The sequence below is a fragment of the Microbacterium sp. LS_15 genome (genome assembly GCF_041954735.1).
Lineage (GTDB): Bacteria > Actinomycetota > Actinomycetes > Actinomycetales > Microbacteriaceae > Microbacterium.
In genome coordinates this window covers 100327-119050 of sequence record NZ_JAVAYD010000010.1, presented here as the reverse complement: position 1 = coordinate 119050, position 18724 = coordinate 100327, and the positions used below count along the sequence as shown (strand labels likewise).

Sequence of the window (18724 nt, the reverse complement as noted above, 5' to 3'; positions counted from 1 at the left end):
CTGCATCGCCTTCGGCCACCAGCAGCCTCGCGTACTCGATCGTGAAGTCGTCGCGCGTGAGCACGAGCTCCTCCACCGGACGCAGCGCGGCGAGGCGCCGCGACGCGTCGTGACCGAGGCGCGCCGCGAGCTGGTCCTGCTCGTACCGGATCCGCGCGTCGTGCGGCGCGAGCTCGACCGCCTCGGCGTACAGCGCCCACGCCCGGTCGGCGTCGTGCTCGACGTTGTAGGCGGCGAGCCCCGCGTTGCGCAGCAGCACGGCATCCCGGTGTCCGCTGTCGATCGCCCTGTTCCACGCCGCGGCCGCGTCGCGTCGGCGGCCGTGCGCATGAAGCAGCATCCCGAGGAGCGAGAGGGCGACGCCGTCGGACGGGTCGGCCGCGATCGCGCGCTCGAGGGCCTGCAGCGCGTCGAGGCCGAACGGGAAGGCCCAGCGCTGATCCGCCGCGCGGGCCCTGGCCCGGTGGCGCGCGGCCCCGGCCCGGTCGCCGTGGTCGTCGAGGATCGCCGCCGCGACGTAGTCGGCCACGGGACGGACGTTGCCCGACCGACGCACGGGAGCTGCGACGGCCGCATCCAGCAAAGGCAGCGCATCATCGCCGGCACCGGCGAGCGCCAGGTCGAGGGCGACGTCGAGCAGCAGTCCGGCGTCATCGTCGAGGTCGCGCCCGGCGAGCACGCGCAGAGTCGCGTCGAGCGGATCGACGGCCAGCGCCCGCCGCGCGATCGCGCCTGCCTCGGCGGCATCGCCGTGCGCGCGCACGGCGAGCACCCGGAGCGCGGTGCGGCGGGTGTCGTGACCGACCGTGGCGTCGAGCTGGTCGAGCACCCGCAGGGCGGCGCGCACGCGCCCCGTGCGCAGCAGCGACCGCACGAGCTCGACGCCGGCGGCGGCTGCCCAGGATCCGTCCCAGCCGGCCTTGCCGAACATCCGCTGGGCCTCGTCCTCGCGCCCGAGCCGGGCCAGGGCGAGCCCGGCGAGGTAGTACGCCTCGGTGTCGGTCGGGTTCGCATTGCGACGCGTCAGCCGGGCGATCGCGGCGCGCGCGTGCTCCAGCGCGCCCTCGAACCGCCCTGCCCTGAACGCGCGGTCGGCGAGGGCGAGATGTGTGCGGGCGTCACCGGGGTCGATCCGCAGCGCGGCCCGCCAGTACGGCAGCGGCGAGCGGGTGGGGTGACGGTTCTGGGCGAGGTGCAGCCCCGTGAGGTACAGCTCCTCGACGCTGTCGATGTCGTCGGGGCCGGGCGGCTCCTCGGCCACCCACGGTTCCTCGTCCGGGGCGTCCGACGGCTCCCAGCGCACGAGCAGTCGGCCGTCGGCGCCGAGGAGCTCGACCGACAGATCGGGCGTGGGCGCGGCATCCGCGTCCAGCGTCTGCGGCTCGCCGGGCACGAGATCGGCTGTGCGCTCGGCGATAATACGCTCCCCGTCTCGGATGCGGAGCACTGCACCGACGCGCGGGCTCGTCACGGCGAACCGCGCGGACACCGTGGTCTCCCGATCGACGTGCACGGCGGCATCGGGAGTCGCCTGGTGCGCGGCGCCGATCGCGGGAATCGGATACCAGTACTGCGAGAACACCTTCGTCTCGCCGGGCAGCAGCCAGGCGAAGTCCGGCTGGTTGTCGGTGTAGACGCCGGCCATGAGCTCGACGTACGGACCGTCGGCATCCGTCAGCTGGGCGTCCCAGGCGTGGCCGAACGGCGCATCGCCCCACGTCCACTGCTTCTTGCCCGGGGCGTGACGGCGTTCCGCCCAGTGCACGAAACCGGCGCCCGCGGCGTGGTCGTAGCCGCCGAAGAAGTCCTGCTGCGAATCCACGATCATGTACGACGTCGGCACGGGGATGTTCCGGTAGAAGTCGATGCGATCGGCGCCCTCGTGCTCGGCGGCGAGCGCCGGGTAGTCGACGCCGTAGTACGGGCGGTCGGCGCGCGGGAACGCGGTGAGCGCACGCCGCGCGTGGTCGGCGACGTACCGCACGTCCTCCGGGAAGAACGACTGGTAGTCGTCGTGCACGCGGGCCGCGACGTTCGCCCACCAGAGGAACGACTGCCGTTCGCTCGTGCGGTTGTGCAGGCGGACGACGAGCTCGACCACCGCGCTCCCCGGACGCAGGCGGATGCCGTGCTGCGCCGACATGCGGGTGAAGGGGTCGTGGTCGTGGCACCAGACGGTGACGGATCCGTCGTCGGCGCTCTCGATGGACGTCTCGACGGGCAGGTAGGTGCCCGGCCTGTGGTGCTGGGGCCAGTTGAACTCCACGCCGCCGCTGATCCACGGGCCGGCGAGGCCGACGAGCGCGGGTTTGATGACGTTGTTGCGGTAGAAGAAGTCGTAGCCGGTGGTCTTGTCGACGCCGATGTGGATGCGCCCGCCGAGCTCAGGCAGCACGACGAGGCGCAGGTACTCGTTCTCGAGGTGGATCGCCTGCCACGCGCGCATGACCGGCTCGTCGGCGATGTGCTCGGTGAACGGGATCGGATAGACCTTGCCGCTCGACCCCTGGTACACCCGTTGGTCGAGGTAGAGGGGATGGATGCTGGGCTCGCCCGCCTCGTAGGTGCGGATCTGCAGCGGCTCGCTCCACGCCACCGCGGCGCGGCGATCGAGAGCCTGACGCACGGTGCCCGTCGCTTCGGGCAGGACGATCCTGTGATCGATCGGCGCCTCCGTCGTGGGCGGGTCCATGGTCGATCCGACGTCGGGGCGGCGGTCGTTCATCTGAGGGTCCTCCGTGCAGCAGCGTGCCGCCGACATCGCTCCATCGACGACAGGACGCATGGTCCTGCCACGAAGCTAGCCGCGCCGCGAGCGCGTCCCCATGGTGCGAACGGGGAAGAACATGGACGATCCGATGGATCGCCCCGCCTCAGAGGGGAGGCTAGAGCCGCTTGAGCATCCGCGTGTTGCCGAGGGTGTTCGGCTTCACGTGCGCGAGATCGAGGAACTCCTCGACACCCGCGTCACCGCTCCGCAGCAGCTGGGAGTAGACGTCGGAGTCGACGACCTGCTCCCCGATCGGGGTGTAGCCACGGCGCCCGAAGAAGTCCACCTCGAACGTGAGGCAGAACAGGCGACTGAGTCCGAGCTCCCGAGCCTGCTCTTCGAGACGGTCGACGATGGCGCGACCGACTCCGTGGTGCAGCCAGTCGGCGCGCACCATGAGGGTGCGCACCTCGCCCAGGTCCTCCCAGAACACGTGCAGCGCGCCGCAGGCGATGAGCTCGCCGTCGGCCTCGGCGACGACGAACTCCTGCACGGCGCCGTAGAGCACCGCGAGGTCCTTGCCGAGCAGGATCCGCTGCTCGACCATCGGCTGCAGGAGGTCGCGGATGCCGAGGATGTCGGCGCTGCGCGCCGGCCGGACGATGTACTCACTCACCCGTCCAGCCTAGAACCGAAGGTCCGCCGCCCGCCGGGAGAACCCCGGGTACGCACGAGGGGCGGATGCCGCAGCATCCGCCCCTCGTGTATGGGTGATCAGTCGTTGCCGGTGATCGCGAGGTCCGGCGTCGCCGAGATCTCGCCGCCGGTGTTCACGCCGACCGCGACCTTCTCGCCGCGCGGGCCGTGCTCGAACAGGAACTCGCCGTCCTTCGCATCGACCTTGACGTGGTCGCCGGGGTTGAGCTCGCCGTGCAGGATCTTCTCCGACAGACGGTCCTCGACCTCGTGCTGCATCGCGCGACGCAGCGGACGGGCGCCGAGAGCCGGGTCGAACCCGATCTCGATGAGGCGCTCCTTGGCGGCCAGCGAGAGCTCGATCGTCATGTCGCGGTCCAGCAGGCGCTCGCCGAGGCGCTTGGTGAACAGATCGACGATCTGTACCAGCTCCTCCTTGTTCAGCTGCGGGAACACGATGATGTCGTCGACACGGTTCAGGAACTCGGGCTTGAAGTTGCGCTTCAGCTCCTCGTTGACCTTGCCCTTCATCCGCTCGTAGGTGGTGGCGTTGCTGCCCTCGATCTGGAAGCCCACAGGGCCACCGGCGATGTCACGAGCACCGAGGTTGGTGGTCATGATGATGACGGTGTTCTTGAAGTCGATCACGCGACCCTGACCGTCGGTCAGACGACCCTCTTCCAGGATCTGCAGGAGCGAGTTGAAGATGTCCGGGTGCGCCTTCTCGATCTCGTCGAAGAGCACGACGCTGAACGGCTTGCGGCGCACCTTCTCGGTGAGCTGACCGCCCTCTTCGAATCCGACGAACCCGGGAGGGGCGCCGAACAGACGGGAGACCGTGTGCTTCTCACCGAACTCGCTCATGTCGAGCGAGATGAGAGCGGCCTCGTCGTCGAACAGGAACTCCGCGAGTGCCTTGGCGAGCTCGGTCTTTCCGACGCCGGTCGGGCCGGCGAAGATGAACGAGCCGGAGGGGCGCTTCGGGTCCTTGAGTCCGGCGCGCTGACGACGGATGGTCTTGGAGAGTGCCGCGATGGCCTCCTCCTGACCGATGACGCGCTGGTGCAGCGCCTTCTCCATGAAGACGAGCCTGGAGGACTCCTCCTCGGTCAGCTTGAACACGGGGATACCGGTGGCCTGGGCGAGCACCTCGGCGATCAGGCCCTCGTCGACGACCGCCTGGGTCGCGACGTCACCCGAGCGCCACTGCTTCTCGAGGCGCAGGCGCTCGGCGAGGAGGCTCTTCTCCTCGTCGCGCAGCGATGCGGCCTTCTCGAAGTCCTGCTCCTCGGAGGCGATCTCCTTCTGCTCGCGGACCTTGGCGATCTTCTCGTCGAATTCGCGCAGCTCGGGCGGGCTCGACAGGATCGACAGGCGCAGGCGGGCGCCGGCCTCGTCGATCAGGTCGATGGCCTTGTCGGGCAGGAAGCGGTCCGACACGTAGCGGTCGGCGAGGTTCGCCGCCGCGACGATCGCGCCGTCGGTGATCTGCACCTTGTGGTGCGCCTCGTAGCGGTCGCGCAGCCCCTTGAGGATGTTGATCGCGTGAGGCAGGCTCGGCTCGTTCACCTGGATGGGCTGGAAGCGGCGCTCGAGCGCGGCATCCTTCTCGAAGTGCTTGCGGTACTCGTCGAGCGTGGTGGCGCCGATGGTCTGCAGCTCGCCGCGCGCGAGGAGCGGCTTGAGGATGCTGGCCGCGTCGATCGCGCCCTCGGCGGCACCCGCACCCACGAGGGTGTGGATCTCGTCGATGAAGACGATGATGTCGCCGCGCGTGCGGATCTCCTTGGTGACCTTCTTCAGGCGCTCCTCGAAGTCACCGCGGTAGCGGGACCCGGCGATGAGCGAGCCGAGGTCGAGCGAGTAGAGCTGCTTGTCCTTCAGCGTCTCGGGGACATCGCCCTTGACGATCGCCTGGGCGAGACCCTCGACGACGGCGGTCTTGCCGACGCCGGGCTCCCCGATCAGCACGGGGTTGTTCTTGGAGCGGCGGGAGAGGATCTGCATGACCCGCTCGATCTCCTTCTCGCGCCCGATGACCGGGTCGAGCTTGTTGTCGCGGGCGGCCTGGGTGAGGTTGCGACCGAACTGGTCGAGCACCTGCGAACCGCCCTGAGCGGCGGGCGTGTCGTTGGACTGCGCGCCGACGGACGCCGGCTCGCGGCCGGGCGCACCCGACAGGAGCTGGATGACCTGCTGGCGCACCTTGTTGAGGTCCGCGCCGAGCTTGACGAGCACCTGCGCGGCGACGCCCTCGCCCTCGCGGATGAGACCGAGCAGGATGTGCTCGGTGCCGATGTAGTTGTGGCCGAGCTGAAGCGCCTCACGGAGGCTGAGCTCGAGCACCTTCTTGGCGCGCGGCGTGAACGGGATGTGGCCGGTCGGCTGCTGCTGACCCTGGCCGATGATGTCCTGAACCTGCTCGCGGACGGCGTCAAGGGAGATGCCGAGACTCTCGAGCGCCTTGGCGGCGACGCCCTCGCCCTCGTGAATGAGACCGAGCAGGATGTGCTCGGTGCCGATGTAGTTGTGGTTGAGCATCTTCGCCTCTTCTTGGGCGAGGACGACCACACGACGGGCTCGGTCGGTGAATCTCTCGAACATGCTGTGACTCCTTATTCGCACTGGGCGAAGCGAGGATCCCTCGACGGTCTCCGCGCCTGTACATCGAGAGTAACCACCGCGCGCAGGCAGTATGCCCGTGTTCGCCGTCGGCATATCGCCGGGTCGCCGGATGACGAGCGGATGCCGGAGCCGCTGTTGACGCGCATATCGAAAGTCGATATGTTAACGATTGTCGGTAACAACGATAGTCGATAAGGAGCGGACCATGTCCTCCACGAAGAACGACCGCGCGCTGAGTCGCGGCGACGTCGCATCCCTCGTCGGATTCTGCGTCGCCGGCGCCGTCATCGCGATCTACTTCACGGTGTACTCGATCATCCGGATCATCGAGCTGGCCCGCGGGACGGACGTCCCGGTGCCGATCGAATTCCGCGGCGACAGCGTCGACCTCCCCCTGTCGACCGGCGGAACCATCGCGGTCGGCCTCGACAGCGGCACGATCATCGCACCGCAGCTCCCCCTCGTCGCCGTCGTGCCCGGCATCATCGCGCAGATCGTGCAGATCATCGCCGTGGTCGTCGTGATCGCATGCCTGATCCTGCTCGCCCGCAGCACCATCGGCGGGAGGATCTTCGGCCGGGGGCGCACGGCGCTCGTCGCGACCGCCGGCATCACCGGACTCCTCGGCTTCTCGGGGGTGCGCTTCTTCGACAACATGCTCGCGAACGCCACCGTGTCGCGCCTCACCGACAACGGCATCGACAACGCCGTCCTCACGGTCGAGCCCTTCACGTTCATCCTCGCCGCGTTCGTCGTGGCACTCATCACCACGGTCTTCTCCATCGGCGACCGCCTGCAGAAGGACTCGGAGGGACTCGTCTGATGTCGACGACCGCCACCGCCCCCACCCGCTCCGAGCGCGCAGATGCGATCACGGTCATCCTGTACGCCGCCGCGGCCCTCGTGATCGCCGGCGTCGCGACGGCGCTCCGCGTTCTCGACACCTTCCGCGAGGGCGGCATCGCCTGGTCCATACCCATCGACGAGCAGCCGATCTCCGCGACGACGGACTCCGGCGAGATCGCTGTGGACGGCATCGCCCAGACGGCGATGGTCGTCGCCGCGGATGTGAACGCCGTCTCCGTCGCCGCCATCGTCGCGGCCATTGCACTGTGGACCGTCGCGGCCGCGGCCATCATCGGTGCCGTGACCCTCGTCGCGTGGAACTTCCTGCGCGGTCGATTCTTCGTGCGGGGCAACGCGCGGGCGTTCGACGTGATCGGCTGGACGCTGGTGCTCGCCCCGGTCACGATCGTGATGCTCGAGACGATGGGGCGCAACGGCGTGACGGCGGCGCTCGGGATGGGCGCGGGCGAGCCCGTGCATCCGATCGAGTTCTGGTCGATCGCCCCGATCTTCGCGACCGGTGTCACAGTCGGCCTGATCGCCGTCGCGTTCCGGCGCGGTGTGAGGGTGCAGCAGGAGCGCGATGCGCTGCAGCGCGAGACGGAAGGACTCGTCTGATGTTCACCTTCACTTCCGAGAGCGTCTGGCCGGCGCTCGCCAACATCGCCGTCGCTCTCGCGGTCTTCGCCGTCGTGATCCTGCTAGTGGTGTGGATCGGGCGCCGCCGGGGCAGCACGACCATCGCACTCGACGCCACGCTCGTCCTGACCAGCGTGTGGGCGCTCGGATCCGTCGTGGGGGCGGTCGTGTACGTCGTGAAGGCCTTCACCGTCGACTGGGCTGAACTCGACGGCGCGACCACCGTGTACCTGGACTGGCCCGACGGCATCCCCTGCTCGGTGTACGGCGATGCCGCGACGACCATGCTCACGTGCGGTTCGGAGTCGCTGACCTCGTTCGTCGTGGGCCACGCCTCGCTCGGGCTGCGCCTGCTCGCCGCCACCTCGCACGTCACGGGCCTCGTCTTCCAGACGACGCCGGTCGTCGTGCTGGCCGTCATCTGCTTCAACACGCTGCGCGGACGTGCATTCACTCGGACCCTCACACGTGCCCTCGTCGGCGGAGCCATCGCGATGCTCGTCTTCGGCATCGCATCCGACCTGCTCAGCGGCATCGCCGCCACGGCGGGATTGCGCGAGGCGCTCCCCACCGACAGCGAGTGGTACCCGTGGGGATATCAGGTCACCGTGACGCCCCTGCCGTTCTACGGAGCGCTCCTCCTCGCCGCTCTCGCCGGCGTCTTCCGGCAGGGGATGAAGGTGCAGCAAGAGCGCGATGCGCTGCGGCGCGAGAACGAGACGCTCGCCGACGACACCCGGGGCCTCGTATGAGCCCGGCCGAGAGCGACGACGAGCTCACCGGCATCCACTGCCGTCTGGACGAGCTGCTGGCCGAGCGCGGCATGACACTGACCGAACTGAGCACGCGCGTCGGCGTGAGCATCGTGAACCTGTCGGTCCTGAAGAACGACAGGGCCAGGGCGATCCGGTACTCGACGCTGCGGGCGATCTGCGACGTGCTGCAGTGCGAGGTCGGCGACCTGCTCGTGCTGGCCTGAGACTCGAGTGCTGTGCGAATGTCGATCCGAGAAATCGGTCCAGGCAGATGTCTGCGGTAGGGCGTATGCTGGTCTGTATGCGGACCACGTTGAACCTGTCTGAGGCCCTAGCGGCGGAGGCGAAACGTCGCGCGGCGAGCGAGGGACGAACCCTCACCAGCTTGATCGAGGAGGCGCTGCGAGATCGTCTCGCGCGAAGTGAGACGCCCGCAGCAGCTCAGCCGCTTCCGACCTTCGGCGACCCGAGCACCTCGCGTTTCCTCGTCGACATCGATGACCGCGATGCCCTGTGGGAGGCGCTCGACGAGGGTCACGGCCGGTGATCGTTCCCGACGTGAACATCCTCGTCTACGCGTTCCGCGCGGATGCGGACGAGCATCACATCTACGCGCCATGGCTCAACGAGACACTGGCGCGGGAGCCTCTCGGCGTCTCCGACACGATCCTCAGCGGATTCCTCCGGATCGTGACCCATCCGCGCATCACCACGTCACCCGCGCCCATCGCGGCGGCGATGGCATTCACCCGCAGCCTGATCGCAGGTCCCCGCACGCAGTGGCTCACCGCCGGAGCGCCGGCGTGGGAGCGGCTCGATGCGTTGACTTCGACGGATGCCGGCATCCGCGGCAACCTCGTCCCCGATGCGTACATCGCCGCGCTGTGTCTCGCGAACGGCGCCCGCCTCGCGACCCGGGATCGCGGTTTCGGGCGCTTCCCGCAGCTGAAGTGGTTCGATCCGGCGACCGACGCCTGAGGTTCAGGCGACGGGCGGCTGTGGTGGCTGCGGCGCGGGCGGCGTGAGGGGTTCGACGACGACGGCGGTGCCGTAGGCGCAGATCTCGGTGAAGTTCGCGATCGATCCCGCGTCGAACCGCATGGCGACGATCGCGTTGCCGCCGCGCTGCTGCGCCTCGGTCCACATGCGCCCCATCACCACCTGGCGGGCCTCGTACATGACCTGCGTGTACTCGGGGATCTCGCCGCCGCCGAGGGAGCGGAACCCCGCGGCGAACCCCTGCCCGAAGTCGGTCGAGCGCACTGTGAGGCCCATGACCTCGCCGAGCACCTGGGTGATGCGGTAGCCGGGGATATCGTTCGTCGTCACCATGAACATGACGCCATGGTGACAGAGCGCGAAGTGCGGGAACAGATCATGGCGTGGTGATTTCTCCCCATGCAACCCCCTCTATGAATTCGCTGTGCACCAATATTCTGATGAGCATGAAGCTCAACGACCGGAACCTGCGCCCCGCCACCCGCCTCCTCATGGCCCTGCCCGTCGCGGCACTCGCCTTCTCGCTCGCCGCCTGCGGCGGCCCCTCCCGCCCGTCCGCTGACGACGTCGCCGACGGCATCCAGAAGGTCTACACCGACATGGGCATGGGAGACGCGATGACGGATGACGTCGCGCAGTGCTTCGCCGAGAAGCTCGTCGACTCCGACCTGAGCAACGAGACCCTGAACTACATCGCCAACGGCGAGGACAAGCAGTCCAGCGAGGAGGACAAGGATCTGACCACGAAGATCCTCACCGACAACATCCAGGAGTGCGCGGCCTGACCCTCGCGAGTTCTCTTCGAAGGATGACGGATGCTCGGCATCCGTCATCCTTCGTCATATCGGCCCGGGGAATGTCAGCGCACTCCTAGCGTTGAGCGATATGGCGTGCATTCGCGCGCATCGTTCTGTTCTCGCGCGCACCCCAGGCGCGCATCGATCCTGGAGTTCCCCACCCCATGAGCACCACTGCGCGCACCACAGCGCCTGACACTCGCGGGCCGGTCCGGAAGCTGCTGACCTCGTTCGGCTTCCAGATCCTCGCCGCCCTCGTCCTCGGCATCGCCGCGGGCCTCATCGCCCGCCAGCTCGGCGCGACCGCCACCGAGCCGAACGGCCTCTCCGCCACGCTCGACACGATCGGCAGCTCGTACGTGACGCTGCTGCGCGCCGCCGTCGTGCCGCTCATCTTCACCGCGATCGTCGCCAGCATCTCGAACCTGCGTCGTGTGCAGAACGCCGCCCGCCTCGCCGGACAGACCCTGCTCTGGTTCGCGATCACCGCCTTCATCGCGGTGACCATCGGCATCGTCCTCGGCCTCGTCATCCAGCCCGGCTCGCGCGCCGGCGACGGACTCGAGCCCAGCGACCCGTACACGGTCGGCACCTGGTGGAACTTCCTCCTCGGACTGATCCCGCAGAACTTCCTCGGTCTCGGCGTGAGCACGAACCAGGGCGCCACCGACGGCACCTTCACCTCGAGCGTGAACTTCAACATCCTGCAGGTCATCGTCGTCGCCGTCGCCGTGGGCATCGCCGCGCTGAAGGCCGGTAAGAAGGCCGAGCCGTTCCTCGCGTTCACCGAGTCGCTGCTCAAGGTCATCCAGCGCGTGCTGTGGTGGATCATCCGCATCGCCCCGATCGGCACGTTCGGCCTGATCGGCGCCGCCGTCGTCAAGTACGGCTGGGAGAAGCTCGCCGCACTCGGCTGGTTCGCGATCGCCGTGTACATCGGCCTCGCGATCGTGCTGTTCGTCGTCTACCCCGTGCTCGTGAAGACGCACGGCCTGTCGATCAAGCAGTACTTCTCGGGCGTGTGGCCCGCCGTGCAGCTCGGCTTCGTCAGCCGCTCGTCGATCGGCACGCTGCCCCTCACCGAGCGCGTGACCGAGCGCAACCTCGGCGTGCCCCGCTCGTACGCGTCGTTCGCCGTGCCGTTCGGCGCGACCACGAAGATGGACGGCTGCGCCGCGATCTACCCCGCCATCGCCGCGATCTTCGTCGCCCAGTTCTTCGGCATCGAGCTGAACGTCGTGCAGTACCTGCTGATCGTGCTCGTCTCGGTCGTCGGATCCGCCGCCACGGCCGGCACCACCGGGGCGACCGTCATGCTCACGCTCACGCTGTCGACCCTGGGGCTGCCGCTCGAGGGCGTCGGCCTGCTGCTCGCGATCGACCCGATCCTCGACATGGGCCGCACCGCGGTGAACGTCGCCGGGCAGGCGCTCGTCCCGGCGATCGTCGCCAAGCGCGAGGGCATCCTGAACGAGGAGCTCTACAACGCGCCGCGCGAGGGCCTTCCCTTCGCCGACGACAGCGACGACGACGCGGACGAGGCGGATGCCGCGGCATCCACCACCGCGCCTGCCGGAGCCCGCTGACCCGCGGTCCGCTGCTCGAAGCGCCTCGCCCCTCCGGGGCGGGGCGCTTCTGCGTGCGCTTCCCCTCTCTCGCGCCCGTCCGGGCGCCGAGCCCCATCACCCGCGCCGGAACCCATCCCCGGCGACGTCTCGCGAGGTGGGTATCGACGCCCGTGGTGGGTTTCGGCGTACGGCGGGGACGGGGAGGATGCCGCGGGGCGGGGTCAGGCGCGACCCTGCTGCCGTGTGGCGCCGCGGGTGTCGAGCGCCAGCTCCTCGGCATCCATCGCGGCGAGCAGCTCGCGCATGACCTCCTCGTCGAGGTTGCCGGCGTCGCGCTCCTCCAGCAGGATCTCCCGCCGCACCTGCAGCCACCCCCGCGAGAGCGCGGCGAGGTCGTCGAACGAGGGGCGGCGCTGCACGGCATCCTCCACCTCCTGCGCCTCGTCGGTGTCGCGCTCGACCCGCGTCATGCGGCGTGTGAAGGCGTCGAACATCTCCAGATCGACGTGGCCGTGCGTGGCCTCCCATTCGGCGCGCTTCTCGGCGAGATACTTCTTGCCCGCCTCGCGGCTCTTCGCCTTGACGGCCTCGAGCGCCCTCTCGTCGTCCTGCTCGTCGACGTCGCTCGCGATGCCGAGTCCGCGGATCAACACCGGCAGCGTCAGCCCCTGCAACAGCAGCGTGCCGACCGTCACGATGAACGCCACGACGACGATCGCGTGCGAGGGCTCGGTGCCGAGCGTCGCGAGGTCGGCCGCGGCGAGCGCGGTCGCCAGGGTGACGACGCCGCGCATGCCGGCCCACGAGATGATGGCGTTGTGCTTCCAGGTGAGCTGCAGCCCGGCCATGCGGTCGCGCACGATCTTCGACCGCATCTCCTCGGGGTCGTACTCGCGCCAGCGCTTCGACTCCCGGCGCCTGCCGTCGAACGCCCCCGATTCGACCGCGCGATCCCACCGGGCGAGACGTCGCCGGTCCTGGACGTTCGCCCACGCGTTCGTCGGGTACACGTACAGCGGGCGCACCACGAGCACCACGAGCAGGACGACTCCGGAGAGCAGCAGGATGCGGCCGACCTCCTCGCCGCCCAGGTCGCGCAGCACCCGCGGGAACTGCAATCCGATGTACGCGAACACGAAGCTCTCGAGCAGCAGGTCGGCCGACAGCCACAGGGGCTTCTCCTGCTGTCGGGTCGTGTAGTCGGTGCGCGGCGAGTTGTAGCCGACGAAGAGCCCCATCGCGACGACCGCCAGCACACCGGACCCGAGCAGGTGCTCGGCGATCGCGTAGGCGCCGAACGGGGCGAGCAGACCGAACGTGCCGATCACCACGGCATCGTTGATGCGCATGCGCAGCTGGTGCAGCACCGCGCCGAAGACGAGTCCCACCGCGACGCCCACGCCCACCGCGAGGAGGAACTGCCAGATGCCGTCCCACACCGTGAGCGTCGCGCCCGCGAGGATGGCCGCGAACACCCGGTACAGCGTCAGCGAGGTCGCGTCGTTGATGAGGCTCTCGCCCGACAGCACCGTCATGATGCGGCGAGGCAGCCCGAGCTTGCGGCCGATCGCCGCGGCGGACACGGCATCGGGCGGGGCGACGATCGCACCGAGCAGCAGCGCGCCGGGGAGGGTGAGCGACGGAAGGATCCACCACGCCACGAAACCCACCGCGAGCGCCGTCAGCAGCACGAGGCTCACGCCCAGACGCCGGATCTGCGGGAGGCTGCGCTTGAACCCCACGAACGACACGTCGAGAGCGGCCGAGTACAGCAACGGCGGCAGCACGAGATTCAGCAGCAGGTGCCCGTCGATCTCGACGTCGGGCACGAACGGGAGGAAGGATGCCGCGAGCGCGACGACCGTCACCAGCAGCGGCGCAGGCCACCCCCGCCATCGGGCGATCGCCGCCACGACGACCGCCCCGACGAGCACGTAGAAGATCTCGGCATCCATGCCCTTAAGGTACTGCGCCGACTCGGCGGGCCGTACGCTCCTCAGTCCGTGGTCGCGGCCTGGCGCAGGGCGGCGCGGAGTCCGACGTTCTCGTCCTGCAGCGCGAGCACGCGCGCGATGCCGACGATGTTGAGGCCGTCCTCGCGCAGTTCCGCGGCCCGACGCAGGCGGTCGATGTCGTCGTCGCTGTAGCGGCGGGTCCCGCCGTCGCTGCGGGCGGGAGTCAGCAGACCCTTGCTCTCGAAGAGCCGGAGCGTGGCCTCGGGAAGATCGACGAGCTGCGCGGCGACGGCGATGCCGTACAGGGGTGTGCGGGGGTCGCGCTGGGCCATTCTGAGAGTTCCCTCGGATCGACTTGCGAACTGTGCTACAGGTGTTCTATAACAAATCTACAGCAAAAGATGCAGATTACCTGCATCGACTCATCGCCCTCTGGGCCGCACGAAAGGAGAACCTCATGGCACTGACCTTCGACCCCTTCAGCCAGCTCGATCGCTTCGCCGCGAGCGTGCTGGACTCCGTTCGCGCACCCCGGCTGATGCCGGTGGACCTCTATCGCGACGGCGACCGCTACATCCTGCACGCCGACCTGCCGGGGGCCGACCCCGGCTCGATCGATGTCGATCTCGACGGCGGACAGCTCACGATCCGCGCCCAGCGCACCGCAGACACCCGCGAGGGCGTGCGCTGGCTGGCCCGTGAGCGCGGCGCCGGATCGTTCCTGCGCCAGTTCACGCTCGGCGACGGCGTCGACCTCGACGGCATCAGCGCGTCGTACGAGAGCGGCGTGCTGTCTGTCATCATCCCGGTGAGCGAGCGCGCCAAGCCGCGCAAGATCACGGTCGAGTCGACGGAGCAGCGTCAGGCGATCGACGCCTGATCGACCGGTGCGGGGTGGGACGGCGGCGTCCCGCCCCGCACCGCGCCGCGCCGCGCCTGCTTCGGCATCCGCTTGCTCGGGAATGCCTGCGCCCGGCTCGGCGTTGGGGTCGGGGTGACTGCTCTCTCCGTTCTCGACCTCGTCCCGGTGCGCACCGGGCAGACCAGCGCCGAGGCCATCGCGGCCTCCCTGTCCCTCGCCGAGACGGCCGACCGGCTGGGTTATCGCCGGTTCTGGTTCGCCGAGCACCACAACATGCCCGCCGTGGCGTCGACGACTCCCCCGGTGCTGATCGCCGCCGCCGCGACGCGCACCTCGACCATCCGCCTCGGATCGGGCGGAGTCATGCTGCCGAACCACGCGCCGCTCATCGTGGCGGAGCAGTTCGCCGCGCTCGAGGCCATCGCCCCCGGCCGTATCGATCTGGGTCTCGGCCGCGCACCGGGCAGCGACCCCGTGATCACGCAGCTGCTCCGCGAATCGGGCACGACCAGCGACGTCGAACAGTTCCCCCGCCACGTGCAGGACATCGGCGCGCTCGTCTCGGGCGACGGCGCGACCGTGCGATTCACATCGGGTGGCGAGTACACCGTGCGAGCCACCCCTGCCGCGACCGGCGCCCCCGAGGTGTGGCTGCTCGGGTCGAGCGACTACTCCGCACAGCTCGCCGCCGCGCACGGCCTGCCCTACGTGTTCGCGAACCACTTCTCCGGACAGGGCCTCGAACGGGCGCTCGACCTCTACCGCAGCGGCTACCAGCCCAGCGAGGAGCACCCCGAACCGCGCACGTTCCTCACCGTGAACGCGGTCGCGTCGCCCACGCAGGAAGAAGCAGAGGCTCGCGCCCTGCCGCAGCTGCGCATGATGGCGCGGCTGCGGTTGAACAAGCCGCTCGTCGCCCTCGAAACCGTGGAGGAGGCGCTCGCCGCCGAGACGGACGCCGCGACCGACCAGGTCGTCGAGGCCGCGCGTTCCCGGTGGTTCGTCGGCACCGGTGAGTCTGTGGCCGCCGAGGTGCGCTCGTTCGCGTCGACGTACGGCGTCGACGAGGTCATGCTGTCGCCCGTCGCCGGCGCGTACGAGGCCGAGCCGCGCGACAGCGCAGCCGGTCGCGCGCAGACGCTCGAGCTCGTCGCCGCGGCGATGCGCTAGCGCACGGCATCCTGCGACACCCGGCAAGGGCTGGTTTTCGCCCGCGGCAGGGCGTAGCGTCGGCCGCAACGGAAGGGGTTCGACGATGAGCACCAAGACTCTGGCACTCTGGGTGGCCTACGGGACGAACGGCGTGGTCGGCAGCATCCGCCATGACGACGAGGGATACACCGTCGTGATGGCGGGTTCGGATGCCGCGGCCGGCACCTTCCCGAGCCTCGCCTCCGCGAAGGGGGCTCTGCACTCGAAGATGCGGCCGGGCAGCGCTTGGCCGATGTTCGTCGAGCACTGAGCCGCGCCGGGACGCGGGAACGGACGGCCGCAGCGGTCGCTACGCCTCCGGCTCGCCGGAGAGGATGCCGCGCAGCCAGTCCCGCGCCTCGACGAACACGTCGTCGGCGTAGCGGTCGGGGTACTGCACGATCTGGCGGTCGGCGCGCGGGTACGACCCGAGGAACACGACGCGGGGACTGAACCGGCGGATGCCGAGCAGCGCGTCGGCCATGCGCTCGTGCGAGATGTGCCCGTCGGCATCGATGACGAATCGGTAGCGTCCCAGCTCGTCGCCGATCGGCCGCGACTCGATGAGCGACAGGTTGATGCCGCGGGTCGAGAATTGCTCCAGCATCTCGAGCAGCGAACCGGGGTGGTCGTGCGGCAGCTCGACGATGAGCGAGGTCTTGTCGGCGCCGGTGGGCGCGGGAGCGGTGGTCGTCCGCGTGACGAGCACGAACCGGGTGACGGCCTGCGCGTTGTCGCCGATGCCCTCCGCGAGCACGTCGACGTCGAGGTGCTTCACGATGCCGGGCGCGGCGATCGCCGCCTGCGCGGGCAGCGATCCGTCGAGCACGCCGATCGCCGACGCGACGTTGCTCGCCGCCGGCACGTGCGAGTGCGACGGCACGTTCGCGCCGAGCCAGCCGTGGCACTGCGCGTAGGCGACGGGATGCGCGGCGATCACCTGCACATCCGACAGCGTCGTGCCTCGCGGTGCGACGAGCACGAAGTTCACCGGCACGAGGTACTCGCCGATGATGCGGAGCCCGGGGAGCGTCGCAAGGGCATCCTGCGTCGTGGAGACACCGCCCTCGATCGAGTTCTCGATCGCGATCATCGCTGCGTAGCTGCGACCCTCGAGGACGTCGGCGAGCGCCTCGCCGACGTTGTGCACGGCACGCCAGTCCTGACCCCGCGCCTCGGCGACCTGGTCGAGCGCCGCCTCCGTGAACGTTCCGGCAGGGCCCAGATAGCTGTAGGTGCGGCGTTCAGTCACGCGTTTCACCTTAGCCCGCGGCAGACCGGGTCGAGAATCGCTTTCGAATCGCGCGAATGGCTGCTTTCGAAGCGGAAAAGCGACCACGTGCGCGATTCGAAGATCGAGACGTGGTCGCACCGGGTCGACGGGCGTGTCAACGGGGATGCACTCCGGCCGAGTTGAGGGCAGACTGTCTGCATGACGAGCCGTGCCGGCCTCCCCGCGGAGGACACTGACCTGATCGACGTCGACGAGCTGATCGCCGCTTACTACGATCGGACGCCGAATCCCGATGTCACCGCCGAGCGGGTGGTCTTCGGCACGAGCGGTCACCGCGGCTCCTCCCTGTCGAACAGCTTCAACGAGAACCACATCCTCGCGACCACGCAGGCGATCGTCGACTACCGCGCCGCACAGGGCATCACCGGCCCCCTGTTCCTCGGCCGCGACACGCACGCCCTGTCGCTCCCGGCCGAGCGCAGCGCCATCGAGGTGCTCGTCGCGAACGGCGTCGACGTGCGCGTCGACGCCCGCGACTCCTGGGTGCCGACGCCCGCACTCAGCCACGCCATCCTCACCTACAACCGCGACCTGGCACCGGATGCCGCGGGTCGCGCAGACGGCATCGTCGTCACCCCCTCGCACAACCCTCCGCGCGACGGCGGCTTCAAGTACAACCCGCCGCACGGCGGACCCGCCGACACCGACGCGACCGGGTGGATCGCCGATCGAGCGAACGAGCTCATCGCCAACGGCCTCGACGGAGTGAAGCGCGAGAGCTTCGCCGACATCGACTGGGATGCCCTGCCGAGCTACGACTTCCGCGACGTGTACGTGCGCGATCTCGCGTCGATCATCGACGTCGACGCGATCCGCCGCGCGGGTGTGCGGATCGGCGCCGACCCCCTCGGCGGCGCGTCGGTCGACTACTGGGCGCACATCAAGGAGGTCCACGACCTCGACCTCACCGTCGTGAACCCCGAGGTCGACCCGACGTGGCGCTTCATGACGCTCGACTGGGACGAGAAGATCCGCATGGATCCGTCTTCTCCCTCGGCCATGGCCTCGCTCGTCGCCAAGAAAGGCGACTTCGACGTGCTCACCGGCAACGACGCGGATGCCGATCGCCACGGCATCGTGACCCCCGACGCGGGGCTCATGAACCCCAACCACTACCTCGCGGTCGCGATCGACTACCTGTTCTCGCACCGCGCCGAGTGGCCCCGCGACGCCGCGGTCGGCAAGACGCTCGTGTCGTCGATGATCATCGACCGCGTCGCGGAGTCGCTCGGCCGCCGCCTGCTCGAGGTGCCGGTGGGCTTCAAGTGGTTCGTCCCCGGCCTGCTCGACGGCACCGTCGCGTTCGGCGGTGAGGAGTCCGCCGGCGCGTCGTTCCTCCGCAAGGACGGCAGCGTCTGGTCGACCGACAAGGACGGCATCCTGCTCTGCCTGCTCGCCGCCGAGATCATCGCCGTCACGGGCAAGACGCCCTCGGAGCGGTACCGCGAGCTCGAAGAGGCCTTCGGCTCGTCGGCGTACCAGCGGGTCGACGCCCCGGCCACCCCCGAGCAGAAGGCGACGCTCGGCAGGCTCGCACCGGATGCCGTCGCCGCCACGACCCTCGCGGGTGAGGAGATCACGGCCAGGCTGTCGCACGCGCCGGGCAACGGCGCCGCCATCGGCGGGCTCAAGGTGCAGACCGAGCACGCGTGGTTCGCGGCCCGCCCGTCGGGCACCGAGGACGTCTACAAGCTGTACGCGGAGAGCCTGCGCGGCCCCGAGCACCTCGCCGAGGTGCAGGAGGAGGCACGAGCCGTCGTCTCCGCCGCGCTCGGAGGCTGAGTCGG

General features: G+C 69.4%; 19 protein-coding genes. 12 read left to right on the top strand and 7 right to left on the bottom strand.

The annotated features are described in order from the left end of the window. The 3 genes from RAC69_RS13120 to RAC69_RS13110 all read right to left on the bottom strand — a co-directional run. Positions 1 to 2725 (bottom strand): DUF5107 domain-containing protein (locus RAC69_RS13120; RefSeq protein ID WP_375087194.1); only part of this gene is annotated, 2725 nt, incomplete at its 3' end. Between the two features lie 160 nt (positions 2726 to 2885). After that, on the bottom strand, positions 2886 to 3386 hold the full coding sequence (locus tag RAC69_RS13115; RefSeq protein WP_341933360.1) for an amino-acid N-acetyltransferase: 501 nt from the start codon (positions 3384 to 3386) through the stop codon (positions 2886 to 2888). A 98-nt stretch (positions 3387 to 3484) separates the two neighbouring features. Further along, complete coding sequence (locus RAC69_RS13110) at positions 3485 to 6010, bottom strand: ATP-dependent Clp protease ATP-binding subunit (protein WP_375087193.1); 2526 nt, start codon at positions 6008 to 6010, stop codon at positions 3485 to 3487. 226 nt (positions 6011 to 6236) lie between these two features. Between RAC69_RS13110 and RAC69_RS13105 the strand changes: the two genes are divergently transcribed. The 6 genes from RAC69_RS13105 (at position 6237) to RAC69_RS13080 (ending at position 9249) form a co-directional block, all read left to right on the top strand. Continuing rightward, positions 6237 to 6854 carry a hypothetical protein gene (locus tag RAC69_RS13105; protein ID WP_375087192.1) on the top strand — a complete coding sequence of 206 codons (618 nt, stop codon included), beginning with the start codon at positions 6237 to 6239 and terminating at the stop codon, positions 6852 to 6854. Next, entirely contained in the window at positions 6854 to 7495 is a 642-nt protein-coding gene (locus tag RAC69_RS13100; RefSeq protein WP_375087191.1) for a hypothetical protein, read from the top strand. Before RAC69_RS13105 ends, RAC69_RS13100 begins: the two co-directional genes overlap by 1 nt. After that, positions 7495 to 8268: a hypothetical protein gene (locus tag RAC69_RS13095; protein ID WP_375087190.1), complete on the top strand. Its 774-nt coding sequence runs from the start codon at positions 7495 to 7497 to the stop codon at positions 8266 to 8268. Before RAC69_RS13100 ends, RAC69_RS13095 begins: the two co-directional genes overlap by 1 nt. Further along, positions 8265 to 8495, top strand: coding sequence for a helix-turn-helix domain-containing protein (locus RAC69_RS13090; protein WP_375087189.1), 231 nt, complete (start codon positions 8265 to 8267; stop codon positions 8493 to 8495). The genes RAC69_RS13095 and RAC69_RS13090 overlap by 4 nt, the downstream gene beginning before the upstream one ends. Positions 8496 to 8572: 77 nt before the next feature. After that, positions 8573 to 8818, top strand: a complete 246-nt coding sequence (locus RAC69_RS13085; protein ID WP_375087188.1) for a type II toxin-antitoxin system VapB family antitoxin — start codon at positions 8573 to 8575, stop codon at positions 8816 to 8818. Further along, positions 8815 to 9249, top strand: a complete 435-nt coding sequence (locus tag RAC69_RS13080; protein WP_375087187.1) for a TA system VapC family ribonuclease toxin — start codon at positions 8815 to 8817, stop codon at positions 9247 to 9249. The genes RAC69_RS13085 and RAC69_RS13080 overlap by 4 nt, the downstream gene beginning before the upstream one ends. Before the next feature lie 3 nt (positions 9250 to 9252). Here the strand turns inward: RAC69_RS13080 and RAC69_RS13075 are convergent, their stop codons facing one another. Continuing rightward, positions 9253 to 9609, bottom strand: a complete 357-nt coding sequence (locus RAC69_RS13075; protein ID WP_341933353.1) for a YbjQ family protein — start codon at positions 9607 to 9609, stop codon at positions 9253 to 9255. Positions 9610 to 9716: 107 nt separating this feature from the next. Between RAC69_RS13075 and RAC69_RS13070 the strand changes: the two genes are divergently transcribed. After that, positions 9717 to 10055 (top strand): hypothetical protein, encoded by a 339-nt coding sequence (locus RAC69_RS13070; protein ID WP_375087186.1) that lies wholly within the window; start codon positions 9717 to 9719, stop codon positions 10053 to 10055. 176 nt (positions 10056 to 10231) lie between these two features. After that, positions 10232 to 11653, top strand: a complete 1422-nt coding sequence (locus RAC69_RS13065; RefSeq protein ID WP_375087185.1) for a dicarboxylate/amino acid:cation symporter — start codon at positions 10232 to 10234, stop codon at positions 11651 to 11653. Positions 11654 to 11856: 203 nt separating this feature from the next. Here RAC69_RS13065 and RAC69_RS13060 read toward each other — a convergent pair whose 3' ends face one another. Together RAC69_RS13060 and RAC69_RS13055 are read right to left on the bottom strand one after the other, a co-directional pair. Next, entirely contained in the window at positions 11857 to 13590 is a 1734-nt protein-coding gene (locus tag RAC69_RS13060) for a cation:proton antiporter (protein ID WP_375087184.1), read from the bottom strand. A 41-nt stretch (positions 13591 to 13631) separates the two neighbouring features. Beyond that, a complete protein-coding gene (locus RAC69_RS13055) occupies positions 13632 to 13922 on the bottom strand; it encodes a MerR family transcriptional regulator (protein WP_375087183.1) in 291 nt (96 codons plus the stop codon). A 125-nt stretch (positions 13923 to 14047) separates the two neighbouring features. Between RAC69_RS13055 and RAC69_RS13050 the strand changes: the two genes are divergently transcribed. The 3 genes from RAC69_RS13050 to RAC69_RS13040 all read left to right on the top strand — a co-directional run bounded on the left by RAC69_RS13050 (position 14048) and on the right by RAC69_RS13040 (position 15914). Beyond that, positions 14048 to 14470 (top strand): Hsp20/alpha crystallin family protein, encoded by a 423-nt coding sequence (locus RAC69_RS13050; protein ID WP_251589176.1) that lies wholly within the window; start codon positions 14048 to 14050, stop codon positions 14468 to 14470. 114 nt (positions 14471 to 14584) lie between these two features. Further along, a complete protein-coding gene (locus RAC69_RS13045) occupies positions 14585 to 15622 on the top strand; it encodes an LLM class flavin-dependent oxidoreductase (protein ID WP_375087182.1) in 1038 nt (345 codons plus the stop codon). 85 nt (positions 15623 to 15707) lie between these two features. Beyond that, on the top strand, positions 15708 to 15914 hold the full coding sequence (locus tag RAC69_RS13040) for a methyltransferase (protein WP_341933347.1): 207 nt from the start codon (positions 15708 to 15710) through the stop codon (positions 15912 to 15914). Between the two features lie 39 nt (positions 15915 to 15953). Here RAC69_RS13040 and pheA read toward each other — a convergent pair whose 3' ends face one another. Continuing rightward, positions 15954 to 16904, bottom strand: coding sequence for a prephenate dehydratase (gene pheA, locus RAC69_RS13035; protein ID WP_375087181.1), 951 nt, complete (start codon positions 16902 to 16904; stop codon positions 15954 to 15956). A 171-nt stretch (positions 16905 to 17075) separates the two neighbouring features. Here pheA and pgm point away from each other — a divergent pair, with 171 nt between their 5' ends. Then, positions 17076 to 18719, top strand: a complete 1644-nt coding sequence (gene pgm / locus RAC69_RS13030; protein WP_375087180.1) for a phosphoglucomutase (alpha-D-glucose-1,6-bisphosphate-dependent) — start codon at positions 17076 to 17078, stop codon at positions 18717 to 18719. Positions 18720 to 18724: the final 5 nt, after the last annotated feature.